General features: G+C 68.1%; 18 protein-coding genes. 7 read left to right on the plus strand and 11 right to left on the minus strand.

Annotated features, from left to right (window positions below):
* Positions 1–41 precede the first annotated feature (41 nt).
* Complete coding sequence (locus AC5P9I_RS10860) at positions 42–569, plus strand: alpha/beta hydrolase (protein ID WP_024958728.1); 528 nt, start codon at positions 42–44, stop codon at positions 567–569.
* A 145-nt stretch (positions 570–714) separates the two neighbouring features.
* Complete coding sequence (gene rlmKL / locus AC5P9I_RS10865; protein ID WP_053505180.1) at positions 715–2,853, plus strand: bifunctional 23S rRNA (guanine(2069)-N(7))-methyltransferase RlmK/23S rRNA (guanine(2445)-N(2))-methyltransferase RlmL; 2,139 nt, start codon at positions 715–717, stop codon at positions 2,851–2,853.
* Positions 2,854–2,914: 61 nt separating this feature from the next.
* Here the strand turns inward: rlmKL and AC5P9I_RS10870 are convergent, their stop codons facing one another.
* The 6 genes from AC5P9I_RS10870 to aptA all read right to left on the minus strand — a co-directional run bounded on the left by AC5P9I_RS10870 (position 2,915) and on the right by aptA (position 9,089).
* Complete coding sequence (locus AC5P9I_RS10870) at positions 2,915–3,244, minus strand: DUF3325 domain-containing protein (protein ID WP_049469543.1); 330 nt, start codon at positions 3,242–3,244, stop codon at positions 2,915–2,917.
* Positions 3,241–4,869, minus strand: a complete 1,629-nt coding sequence (locus tag AC5P9I_RS10875; RefSeq protein ID WP_130768546.1) for a PepSY-associated TM helix domain-containing protein — start codon at positions 4,867–4,869, stop codon at positions 3,241–3,243. Before AC5P9I_RS10875 ends, AC5P9I_RS10870 begins: the two co-directional genes overlap by 4 nt.
* A complete protein-coding gene (locus tag AC5P9I_RS10880) occupies positions 4,866–5,174 on the minus strand; it encodes a DUF3649 domain-containing protein (RefSeq protein WP_049469538.1) in 309 nt (102 codons plus the stop codon). The genes AC5P9I_RS10875 and AC5P9I_RS10880 overlap by 4 nt, the downstream gene beginning before the upstream one ends.
* 242 nt (positions 5,175–5,416) lie before the next feature.
* Positions 5,417–6,703, minus strand: a complete 1,287-nt coding sequence (locus tag AC5P9I_RS10885) for a DUF445 domain-containing protein (RefSeq protein ID WP_049469536.1) — start codon at positions 6,701–6,703, stop codon at positions 5,417–5,419.
* Positions 6,704–6,768: 65 nt separating this feature from the next.
* A complete protein-coding gene (locus tag AC5P9I_RS10890; RefSeq protein WP_049469532.1) occupies positions 6,769–7,674 on the minus strand; it encodes a plasmid replication/partition related protein in 906 nt (301 codons plus the stop codon).
* Between the two features lie 62 nt (positions 7,675–7,736).
* Positions 7,737–9,089 (minus strand): omega-aminotransferase AptA, encoded by a 1,353-nt coding sequence (gene aptA, locus AC5P9I_RS10895; RefSeq protein WP_049469529.1) that lies wholly within the window; start codon positions 9,087–9,089, stop codon positions 7,737–7,739.
* A gap of 103 nt (positions 9,090–9,192) precedes the next feature.
* On the opposite strand from aptA, the gene AC5P9I_RS10900 reads away from it, so the two are divergent.
* A complete protein-coding gene (locus tag AC5P9I_RS10900; RefSeq protein WP_049469526.1) occupies positions 9,193–10,689 on the plus strand; it encodes an aldehyde dehydrogenase in 1,497 nt (498 codons plus the stop codon).
* A 144-nt stretch (positions 10,690–10,833) separates the two neighbouring features.
* Here the strand turns inward: AC5P9I_RS10900 and AC5P9I_RS10905 are convergent, their stop codons facing one another.
* Positions 10,834–11,475, minus strand: a complete 642-nt coding sequence (locus tag AC5P9I_RS10905) for a hypothetical protein (RefSeq protein WP_049469522.1) — start codon at positions 11,473–11,475, stop codon at positions 10,834–10,836.
* A 147-nt stretch (positions 11,476–11,622) separates the two neighbouring features.
* Between AC5P9I_RS10905 and AC5P9I_RS10910 the strand changes: the two genes are divergently transcribed.
* Positions 11,623–12,924, plus strand: coding sequence for an MFS transporter (locus AC5P9I_RS10910; protein ID WP_049469519.1), 1,302 nt, complete (start codon positions 11,623–11,625; stop codon positions 12,922–12,924).
* On the opposite strand, the gene AC5P9I_RS10915 is transcribed toward AC5P9I_RS10910, so the two are convergent.
* A complete protein-coding gene (locus AC5P9I_RS10915; protein ID WP_004151683.1) occupies positions 12,905–13,366 on the minus strand; it encodes a bacteriohemerythrin in 462 nt (153 codons plus the stop codon). The genes AC5P9I_RS10910 and AC5P9I_RS10915 overlap by 20 nt on opposite strands.
* 85 nt (positions 13,367–13,451) lie before the next feature.
* Positions 13,452–14,795 (minus strand): diguanylate cyclase, encoded by a 1,344-nt coding sequence (locus AC5P9I_RS10920; RefSeq protein ID WP_495223783.1) that lies wholly within the window; start codon positions 14,793–14,795, stop codon positions 13,452–13,454.
* Positions 14,796–15,167: 372 nt separating this feature from the next.
* On the opposite strand from AC5P9I_RS10920, the gene AC5P9I_RS10925 reads away from it, so the two are divergent.
* The gene (locus AC5P9I_RS10925; RefSeq protein ID WP_231353035.1) at positions 15,168–15,692 is read left to right on the plus strand and encodes a hypothetical protein; all 525 of its coding nucleotides are present in this window, start codon (positions 15,168–15,170) and stop codon (positions 15,690–15,692) included.
* Between the two features lie 96 nt (positions 15,693–15,788).
* Here the strand turns inward: AC5P9I_RS10925 and AC5P9I_RS10930 are convergent, their stop codons facing one another.
* Together AC5P9I_RS10930 and AC5P9I_RS10935 are read right to left on the minus strand one after the other, a co-directional pair.
* On the minus strand, positions 15,789–17,441 hold the full coding sequence (locus tag AC5P9I_RS10930) for an MASE1 domain-containing protein (RefSeq protein WP_053091681.1): 1,653 nt from the start codon (positions 17,439–17,441) through the stop codon (positions 15,789–15,791).
* A gap of 203 nt (positions 17,442–17,644) precedes the next feature.
* On the minus strand, positions 17,645–18,922 hold the full coding sequence (locus AC5P9I_RS10935; RefSeq protein ID WP_049469515.1) for an NAD(P)/FAD-dependent oxidoreductase: 1,278 nt from the start codon (positions 18,920–18,922) through the stop codon (positions 17,645–17,647).
* Positions 18,923–19,082: 160 nt separating this feature from the next.
* Between AC5P9I_RS10935 and AC5P9I_RS10940 the strand changes: the two genes are divergently transcribed.
* On the plus strand, positions 19,083–19,844 hold the full coding sequence (locus AC5P9I_RS10940; protein ID WP_049469512.1) for a gamma-glutamyl-gamma-aminobutyrate hydrolase family protein: 762 nt from the start codon (positions 19,083–19,085) through the stop codon (positions 19,842–19,844).
* On the plus strand, positions 19,841–21,238 hold the full coding sequence (locus tag AC5P9I_RS10945; RefSeq protein ID WP_049469509.1) for a glutamine synthetase family protein: 1,398 nt from the start codon (positions 19,841–19,843) through the stop codon (positions 21,236–21,238). Before AC5P9I_RS10940 ends, AC5P9I_RS10945 begins: the two co-directional genes overlap by 4 nt.
* Positions 21,239–21,315: the final 77 nt, after the last annotated feature.

Here is a 21,315-nt window from a genome sequence, read left to right on the forward strand (position 1 = left end):
CCTTCTCTTTCCTGGTTGGCGCGCGCCCACGGAGCGCGCGCATGAGCCGCGGTCACTGCATCCTGTCCCATGGCTTCGAGAGCGGTCCGGAGGCAACCAAGGTCACCGCGCTGGCCGAGGTGGCGCAACGCCTGGGCTGGACCCACGAGCGCCCCGACTACACCGACCTGGACGCGATGAGCGAGGTCAGCCGGGTGGGCGACGTGCCGACCCGCCTGCGCCGCCTGGTTGAACGCGCCGCCATCGCTGCCCGGCAGGGGCCGGTGGTGCTGGCCGGCTCCAGCCTGGGCGCCTACATCTCCGCCATCGCCTCGTTGCAGGTACCGGTCGCCGGCCTGTTCCTGATGGTGCCGCCGACCACGATGGGCCCGATGCCGGCGCTGGACGCCGCCGCCGTGCCGACCACCGTGGTCCAGGCCTGGCATGACGATGTGGTCCCGGCCGCCGGAGTGATCGCCTGGGCGCAGGCGCGTTCGGCGCAGCTGCTGCTGGTCGACGATGGGCACCGCCTCGAGCGCCACGTGGAGGCTTCCGCGCAGGCCTTCGAGCGCCTGCTGCGGCAACTGTGAAGCCCGGGCGCACGGCGCGCCCGCCCGCATTGACTACAATGGCAGCCCCGCCGCCCCCGGCGCGGGCCTGCCGGCCGTGCCTACGGCCCTCCTTTCCGACCGGCCCGGCCCCTGTGCCGCGCCCGACCACCTGCGAACCGATCCCGTGAAATTCTTCGTCTCCTGCGCCAAGGGCCTGGAATACCTGCTTGCCGATGAACTGTCGGCCCTGGGCCTTGGCAAGGCCACCGCCACCATTGCCGGCGTCAACGCCGAGGGCGAACTGGCGCAGGCGCTGCGGATCGTGATGTGGTCGCGCCTGGCCAGCCGCGTGCTGTGGCCGATCGACGAGTTCGAGTGCCCGGACGAGCAGGCCCTGTATGACGGGGTGCGCGCGCTGCCGTGGCACGAGCACATCACGCCGGAGATGACCCTGGCGGTGGACGCGCATGTGTCCGGCGACAAGATCACCCACGCGCGCTTTGCCGCGCAGCGGATCAAGGATGCCATCGTCGACCGCATGCGCGATGAAGGCCTCGAGCGGCCCTCGGTCAACACCGATCTGCCCGACGTGCGCGTCAACCTGTCGCTGCGCAAGGGCCGCGCCTCGCTGTCGATCGACCTCGGTGGCGGCCCGCTGCATCGCCGGGGCTGGCGCGGTGCCGCCCACGAGGCGCCGCTGAAGGAAAACCTGGCCGCTGCGCTGCTGCTGCGCGCGCAATGGCCGCGCCTGCATGCCGCCGGTGGTGGCCTGCTGGACCCGATGTGTGGCAGCGGCACGCTGCTGATCGAAGGCGCACTGATGGCCGCCGACGTTGCCCCTGGCCTGATGCGCCATGGCAGCTTGCCGCCCAGCCGCTGGCTGGGCTTCGACAAGGCGGCCTGGAAGTCCATCCAGAGCGAAGCACGTGAGCGTGAAGCGGCCGGCCTGGCCGCGCTGAAGCCGGTCATCCACGGCAGCGACATCGACCCGGCCGCGATCCAGGCGGCCCGCGAGAATGCCGAGGTCGCCGGCGTCGCCCACGCGATCCGCTTCACCCGCGCCGATGTCGCCGACCTGGCCGCGCCGGAACAGGAGATCGGTGCGGTGGTCTGCAACCCACCGTACGACGAGCGCCTGGCCGCCGATCCGGCGTTGTACCGCGCACTGGGCAATGCCTTGCAGAAAGCGGTGCCGCAGTGGCGCGCCAGCCTGCTGTGTGGCAACGACGAACTGGCCTTTGCGACCGGCCTGCGCGCCAGCAAGAAGTACCAGATGTTCAACGGTGCGCTGGAATGCGCGCTGATCGTCTGCGATCCGATTGCCGTGCCGGGCCGTGATCCGGCCCAGCCGCGCGAGCTGAGCGAAGGCGCGCAGATGGTGGCCAACCGGCTGCGCAAGAACCTGAAGAAGTTCAAGAGCTGGCGTGCCCGCGAGGACATCACCTGCTTCCGCGCCTACGACGCCGACCTGCCGGAGTACGCGGCGGCCATCGATGTCTACGAGGAAGACGGGGGCAGGCGGCGCACCTTCCTGCATGTGCAGGAATACGCGGCACCGGCGGCGATTCCCGAGAACGACGTGCGCCGCCGCCGCAACGAGTTGCTGGCCGCCGCGCGCGAAGTTTTCGGCGTGCCACCGGAACAGGTGTCGATGAAGTCGCGCGAGCGCGGCAAGGGCGGCAGCAAGTACGGCCGCTTCGAGCAGCGGGACGAGTTCATCGTGGTGCGCGAGAACCATGCACTGCTGCAGGTGAACCTGTTCGACTACCTGGACACCGGCCTGTTCCTCGACCACCGTCCGCTGCGCCGGATGATGGCCGAGCAGGTGCGCGGCAAGCGTTTCCTCAACCTGTTCTGCTATACCGGCGTGGCCAGCGTGCAGGCCGCCGTGGCCGGTGCCGCCAGCACCACCAGCGTCGACCTGTCGGCGACCTACCTGCAGTGGTGCTACGACAACCTGGCGTTGAACGGGCAGGGCGGCAACCAGCACCTGCTGGTGCAGGCCGATGCGATGGCCTGGCTGGAGGGCGACCGTGGCCAGTACGACGTGATCTTCTGTGATCCGCCGACCTTCTCCAACTCCGCCCGCGCCGACGATTTCGACGTGCAGCGCGAACAGGTGAAGCTGCTGCGGGCGGCCGTGGCGCGGCTGGCACCGGGTGGCGTGCTGTACTTCTCCAACAACTTCCGCCGCTTCAAGCTGGAAGAAAATGCGATCGCCGAATTCGCCCAGTGCCGCGAGATCACCGCACGCACCCTCGGCCCGGATTTCGAACGCAACGCGCGCATCCACCGCGCGTGGGAACTGAAGCGGTTGGGGTAACGCGACGCCCGGGGCCCGAGCCCTTGCGTTGCACGCAAGGGCTCCGACCCCGGTGGCTCTGCTACAGCACCGCCACCAGCAGCCCGGCCACCGGCAGCACGATCGCCAGCGGCGCGATCCAGTTCGGCCGGTACGGGTACAGCCCGAACGACAGCGCCACGCCGCCCAGTGTCATCGTGCCCAGCCACAGCACCGGGCCCATCGCCCAGCCGTGGTCGGCCACGCACACCGCGAACGCCGCCGTCAGCAGCGTCCAGCCCAGCAGCCGCCATTGCGTGCGCCGTGCCAGCGTGGCCGCGGCCTTGCCGTGCAGGTCGTGCTGGTGCCTTTCCATCGCCAGCGACAGGGCGGTGAACGCCGAGAACGACAGGGTCAGCGCCAGCAGCATCATGCGCGGGCTCCCGCTTCCGTCGCGTCCACGGGTGCCTTCGACACAGCGGCGGTGGCCGCGCGCTTCTTCTTCTCGGCCGCACTCAACGGTGGCGTCCAGCGCTGCATGCGCCAGCCACACAGGGCCAGCATCGCGCCGAACGCGACCATCGAGAGATCAAAGCCGGCCAATGCCCAGTCGCCGTTGCGCAGGGTCACGCCGAGGTGGGCGTGCGTGGTCATTGCATTGATGACCGGCACCAGCGCGAATGCGGCCGCACCCAGATACAGCTGCCAGGCCCACATCATCCGCTTCGGCCAGAGGAAGGCGGCCAGCAGCGCGCCGCCCCAGGCGCAGAAGAACACGTTGGCCTCCGCGCTGGAGCGTTCGGCAATGTCCAGCGGCAGCAGGCGATTGCCCCAGAAATAGGCCGCGAACGCGATCGGCAGGCCCGCCACGGTGCCGATGTTCAGCGCATCGACCAGGCGCAGGCCAAAGCCGGTGCGTCCACTCTTGGCGTGCTTCGGCCGTTCCTTCACCGCCCACAGCACCACACCACTGGCCACCATCAGGCAGCCGACCAGGCCGGACAGGAAGAACAGGGCACGCAGGCCCCAATCGGCGAAGCGCGCCAGGTGCAGGCCGTACAGCACGCCGCGGGTCGCCGTGGCACCGCCGGAAGGCGGCGTTTCCGCCAGCAGCGTGCCGTTGACCATGTCGTAGCGCACGGCCGGGGTATCGGTGGACAGGCGCTTGCCGTCGCGTTGGCGGATGTCGATCACCGCATTGGCCGCCCCCGGGTTGGACACGGTGAAGCCGGCCACTTCCACGCCACGCCAGTGCGCACGTGCGCTGTCCAGCAGCTGTGCGATCGGCAGCGGCGCGGCGCGTCCTTCGGCCGGTGCAGTCACCTCCGGCATGCCACCGAAGGCCTCGCTGAAGAACGCGTCCTCGTCCTGCGGGTAGGCCACCTTCACCCCCCACGGCAGGTACATGACCATCAGGGTGACGATGCCGGTATAGGTGATCATGGCGTGGTAAGGCAGCGCCATCACCGCACTGACGTTGTGGAAATCCAGCCAGGAACGCAGGCCCTTGTCCTTGCGGAAGGTGAAGAAGTCCTTGAAGATTTTCTTGTGGGTGATGACGCCGGTGATGATCGCCACCAGCATGAACATCGCGCAGAAGCCGACCAGGTAGCGCGCCCACAGCACCGGGATGTAGTGCAGGTCGAAGTGCAGGCGGTAGAAGAAGTCACCGCCGCGGGTTTCGCGGGCTTTCAGCGCCTGGCCACTGTTCGGGTCCAGCGTGGCTTCGCCGAAACCACCGCGACGGCCACGACTGGGGTCGGCCTGCTCCGGCGGCAGCCGCCAGAACATCTGCATGGCCGGGTTGCGCGGCTGCGGCAGGGTAACGAACCAGTTCCCGGCCTGGGCCGCGTTGACCTGCAGGTAGTCGACGGCGCGCTGCGCGGCGACGTCGATGCTGACGTTGCTGGAGGGCAGCTCCGGGCGCATCCAGCGGCTGATTTCCTCGCGGTAGTAACTGGCGGTGCCGGCCATGAAGATCAGCAGCAGCAACCAGCCGACCAGCAGGCCGGTCCAGGTGTGCAGCCAGGCCATCGATTGGCGGAATCCGTTCTTCATGCCCAGGCCCCCAGCAGCCGGGCGACGGCCGCCATCAGCAACGCCGGCGCCAGGATGCCGGCCCAGGCGCGCAGCGCGCTGCGGGTGGCAAACGCCCACAGCGCCGCGCAGGCGGCCACCAGGATGGCCAGCAGCATGCCGGTCAGCACGGCCTGGCCGCGGGGGCCGGGCAGTGCCACCGCGCAGAACACGCTGGTGGCCGAAGCCAGTGCGTAGCCGCCGAAGATCGCGGCCAGCGAGCGTGACAGCACGCCCCAGCGGGGATTGGAGAACAAGGGGCGGGCGGTTGCGGGCGAGCGGTCCACGGCGTTCCTGAAGATGGAAGGGAGGAGGGAACGCGCCGCGGCCTCCTTGCGCCCTGCGCATGTGGCCGAGCGAGGTCCCGTCAACGGAGCACTGCCCGCGCCGGCGGGCAGTCCTGGGTGGGAGGCAGGCGGGCAAGGGACGCGTCTTCCGCACCCGTCCGCCCAAGTGCACGACCCATCAGCAAATGATAGGCATTCGCATTTCTTGAATCAAGCATGACGCCGCCAGCGGGCGGTGGTGGCTAGAACCTGAAGACGACGGTTGCCGCATGCAGCAGCAGGCCGATCAGACCGCCGACCAGCGTGCCATTGAAGCGGATGAACTGCAGGTCGCGACCCACGCTCAGTTCCAGCTGCTCGACCAGATGGCGCTCGTCCCAGCCCTTCACGGTCTGCGCGATATGCGTGGTCACTCCTTCGCGCAGGCGGCCGGTCAAGCGCTGCGCCCCCTCCAGCAGGTGCTGGTTCAGCGCCTCGCGCAGCGCCGGGTCGGCCTGCAGGCTGCTGCCGAGCGACGCCAGGCTGCGCTGCAGGTGACCGACCAGCGCCGAGTCTTCGCGCTGCAGGTCGGCGCGCAGGCTGGCGTGGATCCGTGCCCACAACCCCTGCACGTAGTCCTGCAGGGCGGGGTGGTCGATCATGTCCTGCTTGAGCTGTTCGATGCGTTCGGCCAGCGCCGGGTCCGCGCGCAGGCGCTGTACGTAATTCTGCAGCCAGGCCTCGTAGTCCTGGCGCAGCGGATGCTGCGGCTCGGCCAGCACCTGCTGCAGTTCCTCCAGTACCGCGCGTGCCAAGCGCTCGGCCAGGCTGTCGCCGATCTCGTCGATCGGCTTGACCCAGTTCACCGTGCTCGACAGGGTCGGCCATTCGCGCTGGATGTAGCCCACGATCAGCTGCGAGGCGCGCTCTTTCACCTGCGGCTGTTCCAGCCAACGGCCGAGCCGCTGCAGGCCCTCGTCCAGCACCCGCTGGTGGCGCCCGTCGGCGGTCAGCAGGGCCAGCAGTTCACCGGCGGTGGCGGCGGCATTCCACTGCCGCAGCTGCTGCACCACGAAGGCATGCAGCTGCCGGCGCACCGCGGTTTCATCGAAGAAATCCAGCGCCTGCAACGCCCAGCCGCGGGCCATGTCGGCCAGCATCCGTGAGCGCGCCGGATCGGCCAGCCAACTGCCGAGGCGGCTGGCCGGGTCGAACACCTGCAGCTTGGCCAGCAGCACGCCCGGCTCCAGGAACTGGTCGCGCACGAACAGCGCCAGGCTGTCGCCGATGCGCTCCTTGCTGCGCGGGATGATCGCGGTGTGCGGAATCGGCAGGCCCATCGGCCGCCGGAACAGCGCGACGACCGCGAACCAGTCGGCCAATGCGCCTACGGCTGCCGCTTCGCAGAAGGCCGAGACCCAGGCCCAGATGCCGCGCTCGCCCTGCCAGTGGCTGACCGCGAAACCCGCAAGCATCAACAGCAGCAGGCCCAGTGCGAGGGCTTTCAGGCGCCGCAGCTGGGCGCGGCGCGGATCGTGGACAGGCGTCATGCCGGAAGTCTAACCGGCACGGCATGAGCATCTGGTAGTGTCGGCCGCTGGCCGGCATCTTCAGTTCACCCGATACCTTCATGGGGTTGCCGGCCAGCGGCCGGCACTACCTGCTTGCGCAGCGCGGCCAGCTGCGCGCGCAGGGTATCGTTCTCGCGGGTCAGCGCGACCACGCGACGGCGCAGTGCCGCGGCATCCTCGCCCAGCTGCTCCAGCGCCGACAGGACCTCGGCGTCGCGGCTGGCGATCTCGTCCTCGCTGGGCTCTTCGAAATCCATCTCGGCCGCGTCCGGCTTCGGTGCGCGCGGCTTGCGCTTGGATTCACGCACGCGCTTGGCAGCCTGCTTCAACTCGTCCTTGCCACCGGCCGCGGCCGCGCGCTGCTGGTCCTCGGGCAGGTCGGCCACGGCGGCGGCGGCGCTGATCGAGATCACGCCGGCCTTCACCGCTTCGACCACTTCGGGCGCGGCCTGGGCGTGGATGCGCTCGATCATGCCGACCTGGCTGGTGCTCAGCTTGGCCTCGCGGGCCAGCTCGGCGCGGCTGATCTTCGGTGCCGGCTCCCACGGCGGGCTGTCTTCGCCCTCGTCGGCAACGTCAGCGGTGCCATCGCTCTCGCGCTGCAGCTGCGCCTGCTCGACCTGCTTGCGGGCGGCCAGGATGTCGCGCTTGCGCAGCGCCAGCACGCCGCGCTGGAAGTCGGACACGCTGCGCCGGCCCAGGTGCTGCTCGATCATCCACAGATGCACGTCTTCCATGCTCTGGAAGCGGGTGTTCTGCACGGTGTTGAAGGGCAGGCCATGCTTCTGGCAGATGCCGAAACGGTTGTGGCCGTCGACCAGTACGTTGCCCCACAGCACCAGTGCGTCACGGCAGCCTTCGGCCAGGATGCTGCGCTCCAGCGCGTCATGTTCGTCCGCGGTCAGCGGGTCGATGTAGGCCTTGAGTTCTTCTTTGACGACGATATCCATGGGCACGGCAGCGAGCAGGAGCGGAACCGCCCATTGTACCTGCTCGCCACCGTCGGCCCGGCTCAGGCAGTGGCCCGGATCATCTCGCCCAGGGTGCCGGTGATCTGGTCGATCTGCGCCTTGTCCACGATCAGCGGCGGCGACAGCGCGATGATGTCGCCGGTGCAGCGCACCAGCAGCCGGCCATCGTGGAAGCAGCGCCGGTAGACCTCGTAGCCCCGGCTGCCGGGCGCATCGCGGCGCGGCGCCAGCTCGACCGCGCCGACCAGGCCGAAGTTGCGGATGTCGATCACGTTTGGCAGGCCCTGCAGCGCATGCAGCCGTTGCTGCCAGTACTCGCCCAGCTCGATGGCGCGCTCGAACAGGCGCTCCTCGGCGTAGACGTCCAGTGTCGCCAGCGCCGCGGCGCAGGCCAGCGGGTGCCCGGACCAGGTGTAGCCGTGGAACAGCTCGATGGCTTGCGGCGGCGCCTGCATCAGCCCGGCATGCACCGCATCGGCCACCAGGACGCCGCCCAGTGGCACAGCGCCATTGCTGACCGCCTTGGCGAACGTCAGCAGGTCCGGGGTGACCCCGAAACGCTGCGCGGCGAAAGGCATGCCGACACGGCCGAAACCGGTGATGACCTCGTCGAACACCAGCAGGATGCCGTGCTGGTCGCACAGCTCGCGCAGGCGCTGCAGGTAGCCCGGCGCGGGCAGGATCACCCCGGCCGAACCGGCAATGGGTTCGACGAACACTGCGGCGATGGTGGAGGCGTCATGCAGTGCGATCAGTCGTTCCAAGTCGTCGGCCAGCTCCGCGCCCTGGCGTGGCAGGCCCTTGCTGAAGGCATTGCGCTGCAGATCCAGGGTGTGCCGCAGGTAGTCCACACCGCCCAGTTGCAGGGCGAACGACTTGCGGTTGTTGGGCAGCCCGCCCAGCGCCATGCCGCCGAAGCCGACGCCGTGGTAGGCCTTCTCGCGGCTGATGAAACGGGTGCGCTGGCCTTCGCCACGCTGGCGGTGGTAGGCCAGCACGATCTTCATCGCGGTATCCACCGCCTCGGAGCCGGAGCTGGTGAAGAACACATGGTTGAGCGGCCCCGGCGCCAGCGCGGCCAACCGCTGCGCCAGTGCGAACGCCGGCGGCGAGCCCATCTGGAAGGCGGGTGAGTAGTCCAGCGTGCGCGCCTGCTCGACGATGGCCTCGACGATGCGCGGGCGGGCATGGCCGGCATTGCAGCACCACAGGCCGGCGGTGCCGTCGAGGATCTGGCGGCCGTCGACATCCTCGTAGTGCATGCCCTCGGCACGTACCAGTACACGCGGGGCGGCCTTGTACTGGCGGTTGGCGGTGAACGGCATCCAGTACGCCTCCAGTGATTCCGGGCGCTGGGTAGCCAGGTCGTGCAGGTCGCTCGCGGGATGCTTCATGCCGGCTCCGTCGGGTCCGATGGAGTGAATGTAGCGCAGCCACGTCACGGTGGAGTCGCGGCCACGCCGGTATAACCGGGGCGACTGTTCCGAGGAGCCCGACATGGCCGACTTTCCCGACCGCAGCCACTGGCAGGTGCTGTCGCAGCAGCTTTCGATGCCCGGACAGGCCTTCATCGATGGCCGCTACACCGACGCCGCCAGCGGCGCCCGCTTCGACTGCATCAGCCCGATCGATGGCCGCGTACTGGGAGCGGTTGCCGACTGCGATGCGCAGGACGTGGAGCGTGCGGTGCTGGCGGCGCGGCGTGCCTTCGAGGCCGGCCACTGGTCGCAGGCCGGCCCGGCCCACCGCAAGCGGGTGCTGCTGGCCTTGGCGGCCCTGGTGGAGAAACACGCGGACGCGCTGGCGCTGCTGGAAACCCTGGACATGGGCAAGCCGGTGCGCGACGCGCGCCGCATCGATCTGCCCGCTGTGGTGCGCTGCCTGGGCTGGACCGCCGAAGCGGTGGACAAGCTGTACGGCGAAATCGCACCGACCGGCCTGCATGAGCTCGGGCTTGTCACGCGCGAGCCTGCCGGCGTGGTGGCGGCGATCGTGCCGTGGAATTTCCCGCTGCTGATGGCCTGCTGGAAGATCGCACCGGCGCTGGCCATGGGCAATTCGGTGGTGCTCAAGCCTTCGGAGCGGTCGCCCCTGACAGCGCTGCGGTTGGCTGCGCTGGCCGCCGAGGCGGGCCTGCCGGACGGGGTGCTGAACGTGCTGCCCGGCCAGGGCGCGCGGGTCGGCGAGCCGCTGGCCCTGCACATGGACGTGGACGTGCTGGCCTTCACCGGTTCCACGGCCACGGGCGCGAAGCTGCTGCAGTATTCAGGGCGATCCAACCTCAAGCGGGTCTGGCTGGAGTGCGGTGGCAAGAGCCCGCACGTGGTGTTCGCCGACGCTCCCGATCTGGACGCCGCCGCCAGGTCGGTGGCCCAGGGCATCTTCTTCAACCAGGGCGAAGTCTGCACCGCCGGCTCGCGGCTGCTGGTACAGCGCTCGATCCGCGAGGATTTCGTGCACCAGGTGGTTGCCTACGGCCAACGCATGCAGCCCCGCCATCCACTGGACGCCGATGCACCGATGGGTGCGCTGGTCGACGCCGCGCACGTGGACAAGGTGCTGGCCGATATCGCGCGCGCCGAAGGCGAGGGCGCTCGCCTGCTTCTGGGCGGCCGTCGGGCCGACGTGGAAGCCGGAGGCTGCTATGTGCAGCCCACGGTGTTCGACCAGGTGCGTCCGGACCACGCGTTGGCACGCGAGGAGGTGTTCGGGCCGGTGCTGGCCGTACTGGGCTTCGAGGATGAGGCTGAAGCCGTGCGCGTGGCCAACGACAGCCGCTACGGCCTGGCGGCGGGCCTGTGGACGCGGGACCTGGGCCGTGCCCACCGCGTCGCGCGCCAGCTGCGTGCCGGCAGCGTGTGGGTGAACGGCTGGGATGGTGGTGACATGACCGCCCCGTTCGGTGGCTACAAGCAGTCCGGTAATGGGCGCGACAAATCACTGCATGCGTTCGACAAATACAGCGAGATCAAGGCCACCTGGATCCAGTTGTAACGACGTGGCTGCTTGACCGCTGTTCGCCCTTTGTAGAGTCGAGCCTTGCTCGACTGCCGTTCGTTCTTCTGTGGAGCCGAGCCATGCTCGGCTGCATCCCGCGAAGCGCAGTCGAGCATGGCTCGACTCTACAAAGGCGTGCCGCTACCGGCAGCGGGCACTCACCTGCAGCACTGCCGCACGCAGCACGTCGCGGTCGGCTTCTTCGACGGCGTTCTGGAAATAGTCCATGTCCTGCTTGCCCAGCTCGCACGGGTCGACGGTGTACCCGGGTGGCCACAAGCCCAGCAGCTGCGCCACGCCATGCACGATCTGCTCGGGGCTCATCTGCCGACGGATCCGGAAGTAATTGCGGCGCGGCCCGAACGCGGGATGGACCTCGCGCCGACCGATCAGGCGCGGCGCCACGCCCGCTGCGCTGATGCCGTCACCGCCATCGATGCTGCCCGCAGGCAGGCCCAGCAACAGTGACGCCGTTGCAGGCGGTTCCTCGGACGCGGGCGCGATGGCATCCGCGGGTGCGGCCGGGGCCGGACGGGACGCTGTCGATGCGGCGGGTCGCGCCGCCGATGCGGAGGGCAGCGCCGGGTGTGGTTGCACCGCCGCGGGTTGCTCCGGCGGTAACCAGCGCAATGAAATCCTGGCAGCTTCGTCGCTGGGCAGCGTCATCCTGCCACTGCCCAGCAGCCACACTGCCATCAACCCATGCACCAGCAGCACCATCAGCCATGCCGCCATGCGCGGCAGCTTCGGCGAATCGGACCACGACAGCGCGACTGCAGTCATCGGCAAAGCATCCATGCAGGGACCGGTGGCGCAGCCTAGCGGGCGGCCCGAAAAATTTCGTTGGCATCGGTGTCGGCTGAAACCATCGTCCCGTGCGGCCGCCAGCCCGTGGCAGAATCGGGCGATCCGCCGTTACCCGTGTTGCCGATGTCGACGATCACCGCTGCCGCACCGCCCGTGAATTCTCCCAGTCGTGTCCTGCTGGCCAGCCTGATCGGCACCACCATCGAGTTCTTCGATTTCTACATCTACGCCACGGCGGCCGTGCTGGTGTTCCCGCACCTGTTCTTCCCGGACAGCAGCGAGCAGGCGGCCCTGCTGCAGTCACTGGCGACCTTCGCCGTGGCGTTCATCGCGCGCCCGGTCGGCTCTGCGGTGTTCGGCCATTTCGGTGACCGCATCGGCCGCAAGGCGACGCTGGTCGCGGCGTTGCTGACCATGGGCCTCTCTACGGTGCTGATCGGCCTGCTGCCGACGCACGCACAGATCGGCCTGTGGGCGCCGGCGCTGCTGGCGCTGTGCCGCTTCGGCCAGGGCCTGGGGCTGGGCGGCGAGTGGGGTGGGGCGGTGTTGCTGGCCACCGAGAACGCGCCGCCGGGCAAGCGCGCCTGGTACGGCATGTTCCCGCAGCTGGGCGCGCCGATCGGCTTCCTGTTGTCGGCGGGCATTTTCCTGGTGCTTGGCCGCTGCCTGAGCCAGGATGATTTCCTGCAGTGGGGCTGGCGTATTCCGTTCGTGGCCAGCGCGCTGCTGGTCGGCCTGGGTCTGTGGGTGCGCCTGAACATCCATGAGACGCCCGACTTCAAGCAGGCACTGGAGCGCAAGGCGCCAGTGCGGCTGCCGATGTGGACCGTGCTGCGTGACCATCCGGTGCCGATGCTGCTGGGCACGCTGGGGGCGTTCGCCACCTTCGTGCTGTTCTACCTGATGACGGTGTTCAGCCTTGGCCACGGCACTGCGGTGCTGGGCTACAGCCGCGAGCAGTTCCTGCTGATGCAGATGGCCGGCATGGTGTTCTTCGCACTGGGCATCCCATTGTCGGCACGCTATGGCGACCGCTGGGGCACGCGTCGCACCATGATCGTCGCCAGCGTGCTGATCATCGGCTTCGGCGTACTGTTCGCGCCGTTGTTCCAGCCGCACAGCCCGTGGCTGGTCACCGCGTTCCTGTGCCTGGGCCTGTTCCTGATGGGGCTGACCTACGGCCCCTGCGGCACCTTCCTGGCCGAGATCTACCCGGTGGAAGTGCGTTACACCGGCGCGTCGCTGTCATTCAACCTGGCCGGCATCCTCGGCGCGGCGCCGGCGCCGTACCTGGCCACCTGGCTGGCCGAGCGTTTCGGCCTGGTCGCGGTCGGCTACTACCTGTGCCTCACCGCGGTGGCCACGCTGTGCGCGCTGGTGGCCCTGCACCGGCGCGCGCTGCGGCTCAGCCAAAGAAGCGCTTGAGCGTGCGCCCCAGCCAGCCACCGCCCTGGTGTTCGCGGGCGAACTGGTTCAGGTGTGCCTTGACCTGTTCGGCATACGCCTGATCGTCGCCACGGATGTGGTTGAACAGCCAGCGCGAGAGCATGGTGCGCAGCTCGTCGCTGATGTCCTCGCCGGCCTGGAAGCGCATGCGGTACTCCGATACCCGCTTGATGAAGACCTCGTGCACGCGCTTGTGCGCGGCACAGAACGGATAGCCCGCTTCCTCCATCAGTTCTTCCTCGAACGCGAAGTGCGACATGGTGTAGTCCACCACTTCGTCGATCACTTCGCCCACTGCCGCACGCTGCATGCTGGCCTGGGCCACGTGCAGGTGGTTGAGCATCTCGATGATGCGGCGGTGTTGTTGGTCGATCACATCGATGCCGATGTTCAGATCGTCCTGCCAGACCAGTAGTGCCATCCCCGGCTCCCCTTCATGCGTATGTCGGGGCTGACTGTAGAGCTGCCGCGGCGGCGCGGCGTTGATCTGGATCAAGGCTGCCCGGTCAGGTCAGCGCGGGCTCGCGCGGGCGCAGCGGGCTGGCCACCGTGGTGCAGCTGACCCGGTTGCGGCCACCGGCCTTGGCCAGGTACAGCTGGCGGTCGGCTTCGGAGATCAGCCGGTGCAGTGCATCGCGCTGCGGGCGCAGGCAGCACAGGCCGATGCTCACCGTCATGCGCAGGCTGGCCGTGCCGATGTCCACTTCCAGCGCGGCGATGCGCTGGCGCAGTTCCTCGAAGTACAGCAGGGCCTCGTCCTGCTCCATGTCCGGCACCAGCAGGCAGAACTCCTCGCCGCCGAACCGGGCGGTCAGGTCGTGGCTGCGGGCATGCGCGGCCACCGCTCCGGCCACCGCGCGCAGCGCGTCATAGCCGGCTTCGTGACCGTAGGTGTCGTTGATGTGCTTGAAGTGGTCGATGTCGATCATTGCCACCGCCACGCACTGGCCATGCAGCTGCAGCTGCGGCAGCTGGCGCTGGCTCTGTTCCAGGAAGCAGCGGCGGTTCGGCAGGCCGGTGAGGAAGTCGCGGGTGGCCAGGTCCTGCAGGGTGCCGATCAGCTCCAGCTGATCCACGTTCTGCGAGACCCGGCAGAAGAACTCCTCGCGCGAGAACGGCTTGCGCAGGAAGTCGTTGGCGCCGTTCTTCAGGAAGCGCGGAATCAGCGAGGCATCGGTATTGCCGGAAATGCCGATCACCGCCACCTTGTCGCGCGAGCGCAGGGTGCGCAGGCGGCGGGTGAACTCCACGCCCTGCATGCCCGGCATTTCCTGGTCGACCACGGCGAGGCGGATCGCAGGATGCGCTTCGATCGCAGCCAGCCCCTCATTGCCATCGGCTGCTTCGTGCACCTCATGGCCATACATGCGCAGCAGGGCGGCGGCATAGCCGCGGGCCGAAGGCGAATCGTCCACCACCAGCGCCGCAATGCGCCGGTTGCGCTCCAGGCGCTGCACCAGCCACACCAGGTAGTCGATGCTGCCCGGCGTGTTCTTCAGCACGTAGTCGATGATCTGCTGCTGCAGTACGCGCTTGCGCAGGTCCTCGTCGTAGACGCTGCTGACCACCACGGTGGGCAGGCCGCGCCTGAGGAAGAACTCGACCACCGCGTCGCGGTCGCCGTCGGCCAGCACCAGCCCGGTCAGTACCAGGAACCAGCCACCATCCTCGCTCAGCAGGCGGTCGGCCTCGGCCAGGGTGGAGGCGATCACCACCGGCAGCTCCAGGCGCTGCTCGATGGCCTCGCGCAGCATGCCGGTGAAGGCACGGGAGTTTTCGACCAGCAGGATCCGCTGCGGCAGCGGATCGGCCAGGTCGCCATCGACGGCGGCCTGCGGCAGGACGGGCATGATGCGGTGGCTCACGAGGGAGGGACTCGGCACGGATAGCGGCAGTTTCGGGTGCAACTTTAGCGTGGCGCGCCCGATGTGCGTGCAAGAGGCCCGCCGGTCGGACAGACCCCGTAGGTTCACGTGCGTGCTTCAACCGATCCAAGTGAAGTTACGCGCTGTCGGTGACGTCCATCCGCAATGGCAGGCGGGCTCTGGCCACGGAGGGCGTTCGGTGCAATCCGTGCGGGCGTATCGCGCGTTGCGGGCAGTTTCCAGTTCCCCACCGCCAATGTCGTGCAGCGGACACGATTATCCAGATCCTTCGCGATTGTGTGCCGCTCTGTATCAACGGAGTCAGTAGACATATAGTGGTTGCCGCACGTCCGACAGATGCAGCGACGTTATGCGGGGTGCGTCGAGGGCGGCCTCCGGCCACCACTGGAGAATAGATTCATCGTGCTCACCATTTTCTTTGCCGAGGAGGCAACAGTGCGAATAGTTAACGTTGGAGTGGCGTTGGGAGTGTTCGTGGCCGCAGGTCTGCCGATGTCGGCATTGGCCCAATCCGATGATCACGGCATCAGCATGAGTGGGCAGGGCCTGGGCAAGGCATACCCCGCGGCAACCAATCTGAGCCAGGATCCTGCCTGGCTGGTCTACGGATTCCAGCGTGATGGCATTTCCTACTACCAGGTCAACGATCTTGCTGGCCGGGTGGAAATGATCATCGGCAATGCCGACGGTACATTCTGGGCGTTGCCGGCCGGTGAGACGCAGGTGCCGGTATCGCTGCCCAGCCAGCCGCTGCCGGTACCGGCCAAGGCGACCCGTTCGCTCATCTATCGTGGCAACGGCTTCGCACTGGTGCGATACAGCACGGGTTCCCGCGTGCTCTGGGCGATCGAAACGCAGTAACCAACGATCAGCAGGTGACAGCCGTCGCCTGCTGGTCGGCTGTCTGCGGAACGGGCGCGTGCGACCACGTCGTGCGGTACGCAGGGCAGGCCGGGGTCAGGCCTGTGCCTGCTGACCATCCCAGCTGTGGGATGCGATGCTGGTGCCCGACACGGCGCTCTCGGCGGATTCGCGTCGCAGTGGCGCGGCCGATTCCACCAGCACCATGATGATGCGGTTCTGGCGGCAACGCACCGAACCTCCGAATGCCAGCGTACGACCGGCCAGTCTGTCCCTGACAAGACGCGTGGTGGCGTCGGACAGTGCGCGATGCCGGTCCAGCAACGAGGCCGTCATGACGATTCCGCGCTGGCGCTTCAGGCCAATGCAGCGCGCCCGCACGATCACCTGGCCGGGCTCGCTCTTCAGCAGCAGGGACACGGCGTCAATGAGCGTCCGGTAAGCAGCCAGCTGCAGATCCAGGCTGAGCCGACACGGGTCACCGGCCAGGCGGGGCTCGGCCACACGGTGCGTGTTGACCCACGCTGCGCGTACGCCACCGGCCTGCAACGCGACATACAGTCCCAGCTGCTCAAGCGCGGTCGGGTAGACCATGCTGGCCTGCTCGCGGAACAACCGGGAATGGACGTTGGCCGTGTGGGTCAGGCTGTTGGCGATGGCCGAGTGACCGTGGCTGTTGAGCCAGTTGATGACTTCCGACAGCGAAAGATCGATGCCATCGCCCAGTTTGCGCAGGTGGATGGCACGTTCGCGAAGGTCGGATTCACTGGCCATGTGTGAACTGCGCGCGAGGTTGATGGCGTTCTTCTCGCCGACCTCGCGGAGTTGATAGCGCCGATGATAATGACTGATGCGGGAACCGAGCAGCAGCAGTGCCACTCCGGTAATGGCCATGATCTGCTGGGTCGTGAACGCCGAAGCATCGAAGGCTGCGGCATAGGGTTTCGGCGTGGTCAGGCCGATGATCAGATTCAACGCAGGCACGCCGACGGCCGCGCCACGCCAGCCATGCAGGCACGTCAGCGCAATGGCCGGCAAGCCCATCAGCAACTGCAGCGATGTCCTCAGCGCGCTGGCCTCGGAGGGAATCAAGGTCGCGGTTACGCCAAGCAGCGTCATCACCGACAGTGCGACGGCAGTGGGACCGGTGAAGATGGTCTTCCAGCCCTGTTCGACGTTGCGTCTGGCCCAGAGCAGTGCAAGTGGTGCCACGGTGAGGATGGCGATGAAGTCTCCGACGCTGAAACGTACGGCACGGGACAGGAACGCGAGCACGGAATCCGCAGGCGGCGTCGGCCAGAGCAACTGCGACAGGCTCACGTTCAGGAGCGTGACCAGCACGGAGGACAGCAATGCGATGGCCAGCAGGCGCGCGTTGACCGAGTTGGCCAGGACCTTGCGGCAGCCATGGGTGATGAGCATCACTGCGGGCATCAACGAAGCCGATGCAAGGACCGCCCAGGCCATCCCGTACTTCTCGATCATCGGGTAGCGCATCTGTGCGAAATAGGCATATTCGCCGAGCAACAGGTACGGCCAGAACCGAGGAGGGCAAAGCAATACCGCCGCCACGCGTATTCCCGCCGGCAGATAGAACTGATCCAGTGACAACTGCCGGGTCGCCCAGCAAGCGATCGCATAGAACACCGCCAGGACCAGGCCTGCCGGATGGATGCGCAACTTCAGCTGCAGGCCTTCATTCCACCAGTTCAATCGCACTTCTCCCTCGAGTACGTTCCCTGTCAGCATCCATTCGCCGCGGGACCCGGTTCCAAGGGACGGTATCGAGATGAATTGGATAATGCAATTGCAGATTTGATCTTTCGGTCAAATGAGAATTCCATCACGCGGGTCTGAATGTGCGGTCTTCACACCGTCGCACCTCGGGACACGCCACCAGGGCACGCCCGCCGGTGAAAATGCCGTACGCGGGCTGCGGTCGGCACGCGGCTTCACCACAGCGCATCCCGCAGCTTGTACCAGGACATCGCCGCCACCAGCAGCGGCGTGCGCAGCAGCCGGCCGCCGGGGAAGGGCGCATGCCGCAGGCGCTGGAACACGTCCAGGCGCTCGCTCTGGCCGGCGATGGCGGCCGCGATGACCTCGCCGGCCAGCCCGGCGGCGGCCACCCCATGGCCGGAGAAGCCCTGCGCAAAATACAGGTTGCCGTCCAGCCGGCCCCAGTGCGGGGCGCGGTTGCGGGTAATGTCCACATAACCGCCCCAGACCTGGTCCAGGGCCACGTCGGCCAGCTGCGGGAACACCTGGTGCATGCGCCGCTGCATCACCCTGCGCAGACCGGGCGGTGGCAGCGCCGAATAACTGGCACGGCCACCGAACAGCAGCCGGTGGTCGTGGCTGAGGCGGAAGTAGTCCAGTGCCCAGGCGGTGTCGGCTACCGCCATGTTGTTGCCGATCAGCGCCCGGGCACGCTCGGCCCCGATCGGCTCACTGGCACCGATATAGGTGCCGACCGGCATGATCCGGCGTTCCAGCTCGGGCAGCAGGCCCTGCAGCCACGCATTGCCGGCAATCACCAGGTGTGCAGCGTGCACGCTGCCCAGTGCGGTGTGCAGGACAGGCTGCGGCCCACGCTGCACGCGGGTTACCGCTGAATGCTCGTGGATCACCACGCCGGCCGCGCGCGCGGCGTCGGCCAGGCCACGCGCATAGGCCAGCGGATGCAGGTGCGCGCTGAGCGGATCGAACATCGCGGCACGGTAGCGCGGGCTGTCCAGCTGCGCGCGCAGGGCGTTGCGGTCCCACCACTGCATCGGGTAGTCGTAGTGGCGCTGAAGATGCTCGCAGTTGGCGTGCAGGTCGCGCTCATGGCGTTCGCGTATGGCAACGCTGGCGTGGCCTTCGACCCAGTGGCAGTCGATGCCGTGGCGATCGATGCGCGTGCGCATGGCCTGCACCGCATCGCGTGACCAGTCGAACAGGTGGCGCGCATCGTCACGACCGAGCTGCCGCTCCAGTTCGTCCACCTCGCAGCCGTAGCCGACCAGCGCCTGGCCGCCGTTGCGGCCGGACGCGCCCCAGCCGATCCGCTGCGCCTCCAGCACCACCACGCGTCGGCCACGCGCGGCCAGTTCCAGTGCGGCGGTCAGGCCGGTATAGCCGGCGCCCAGCACCGCAACGTCGGCCTGCACCTGCCCCTGCAACGAGGGCAGTGCGGGCGGTTCGGGCAGGCTGGCGGCATACCAGCTGGGCGGAAAGGCGGCGCTCACTGCAGGCCTCGCGGGTGCAGTGGGGCAGGGAAGAGCGGGGAAGGACGATCAGCATTCACCCGACTAGTTTCGCCGATGCATGACGGCGTGGCGTGATGGCACCGGCTTGCCGCGTGCGGTGAGCGACGGGTAACGTGTCGGCACGCCAAGGAGTGTCCCCATGCGCCGCCTGCCCTGGGTGGGCCTGCCCACCGACAGCACCGTGCTCGGCCATCACCGTTTCGCGGTGGCCGGCGAGAAGTACGTGCGCGCGCTGGCCGAGGCGGCCGAGATGACCCCGGTGGTGTTGCCCAGCCTGCAGCCACCGTTGCCGGCCAGTGACTGGCTGCTGGGGCTCGATGGCCTGCTGTTGACCGGCGCGGTCAGCAATATCGAACCGCAGCACTACGAGGGCGGCCGCAGCTGGCCGGGCAATCCGCATGATCCGGCCCGGGATGCCAATGCCTTCGCGCTGCTGCGCGAGGCGCTCTCGTTGGACCTGCCTGTCCTGGCGATCTGCCGCGGCTTCCAGGAACTGAACGTCGCACTGGGCGGCAGCCTGCATCCGCAGGTGCACGCGGTGCCTGGGCTGGCCGACCATCGCGAAGACCCGCAGGCACCGGTGGAGGTGCAGTATGGAGCGGCGCATGCGGTCACCCTGGCGGCCGATGGCTGGCTGGCGCAGTGGCACGGCAGCGACCGGGTGCAGGTCAATTCGGTGCACGGGCAGGGCATCGCCCGCCTGGCGCAGGGCCTGCAGGTCGAGGCCCGTGCCGATGACGGACTGGTCGAAGCGGCGCGCAGCCTGCACCATGGATTCGTGCTCGGCGTACAGTGGCACCCGGAGTGGCGCGTCATGCAGGCGCCGTTCTATCACGCTATTTTCCGTGCATTCGGCCAAGCTTGCCGGCGGCACCAACAGAACCGACTGGATTCCCGATGAGTTCCCGAACGCGCCCGCGCAAGACGGCCACGCCGCCCGCACCGCAGGAAAGCACCCTGCTGCGCTGGCTGAAGGAGCGGCGCATCACCGAAGTTGAATGCCTGGTGCCGGACATCACCGGCAACGCCCGCGGCAAGATCATTCCCGCCGACAAGTTCTCGCACGACTACGGCACGCGCCTGCCCGAGGGCATCTTCGCCACCACCGTCACGGGTGAGTTCCCCGACGACTACTACGAGCTGACCTCGCCGTCGGATTCGGACATGATGCTGCGGCCCGATCCGGACACCGTCCGCATGGTGCCATGGGCGGCCGATGCCACTGCGCAGGTCATCCACGATTGCTACACCAAGAACGGCGAGCCGCATGAGTTGGCGCCGCGCAACGTGCTGCGCCGCGTGCTGGCGGCCTACGCCGAACTGGGCCTGCGCCCGGTGGTGGCACCGGAGCTGGAGTTCTTCCTGGTGCAGAAGAACACCGACCCGGACTTCCCGCTGCTGCCCCCGGCCGGCCGTTCCGGGCGCCCGGAAACCGCGCGGCAGTCTTACTCGATCGATGCGGTCAACGAGTTCGACCCGATCCTCGACCTGATGTACGACTACGCCGATGCGATGAAGCTGGACGTGGACACGCTGATCCACGAATCGGGCGCGGCGCAGCTGGAAGTCAACTTCACCCACGCCGATGCGATGGACCTGGCCGACCAGGTGTTCCTGTTCAAGCGCACCATGCGCGAGGCGGCGATGCGCCACGGCGTCTATGCCACGTTCCTGGCCAAGCCGATGGAAAACGAGCCCGGCAGTGCCATGCACATCCACCAGAGCCTGGTGCGGGTGAGCGACGGCAGCAACGTGTTCGCCGGCGATACCGACGCCGAGGGCGAGTTCAGCCCGGTGTTCGGCCACTACCTGGGCGGCCTGCAGAAGTACGCGCCGCAGGCGATGGCGTTCTTCGCGCCGAACGTGAACTCCTACCGCCGGCTGGTGTTTGGCGAAGTCTCGCCCAGCAACGTGCACTGGGGCTTCGACAACCGCACCTGCGGCCTGCGCGTGCCGCTGGATACGCCGGAAAACATGCGGGTGGAGAGCCGGTTCGCCGGGTCCGATGCCAACCCCTACCTGGCGATGGCCGCGACCCTGGCCTGCGGCCTGCTCGGCATCCGCGAGCGGCTGGCACCGGATGCACCGGTGACCGGCAGCGCGAAGGAACTGGGCTACAACCTGCCGCGTTCACTGGGCGAGGCGCTGGACGGGCTGGAGCGGTGCAGCGAGCTGCAGGCGCTGCTGGGCGAGCGCTTCTGCCGGGCCTACATCTCGGTCAAACGCAAGGAATACGAGACCTTTTTCCGCGTCATCAGCTCGTGGGAGCGCGAGTTCCTGCTGCTGAACGTCTGAGCCTGCGGAATAGAAAAATCCGCCGCCGGGGGGTAGGCTGGCAGCCGTCGCCGGCCCCGCCGGCCCCCCTTCCCGCA

Source organism: Stenotrophomonas sp. YJH_SMC_29 (assembly GCF_059371235.1).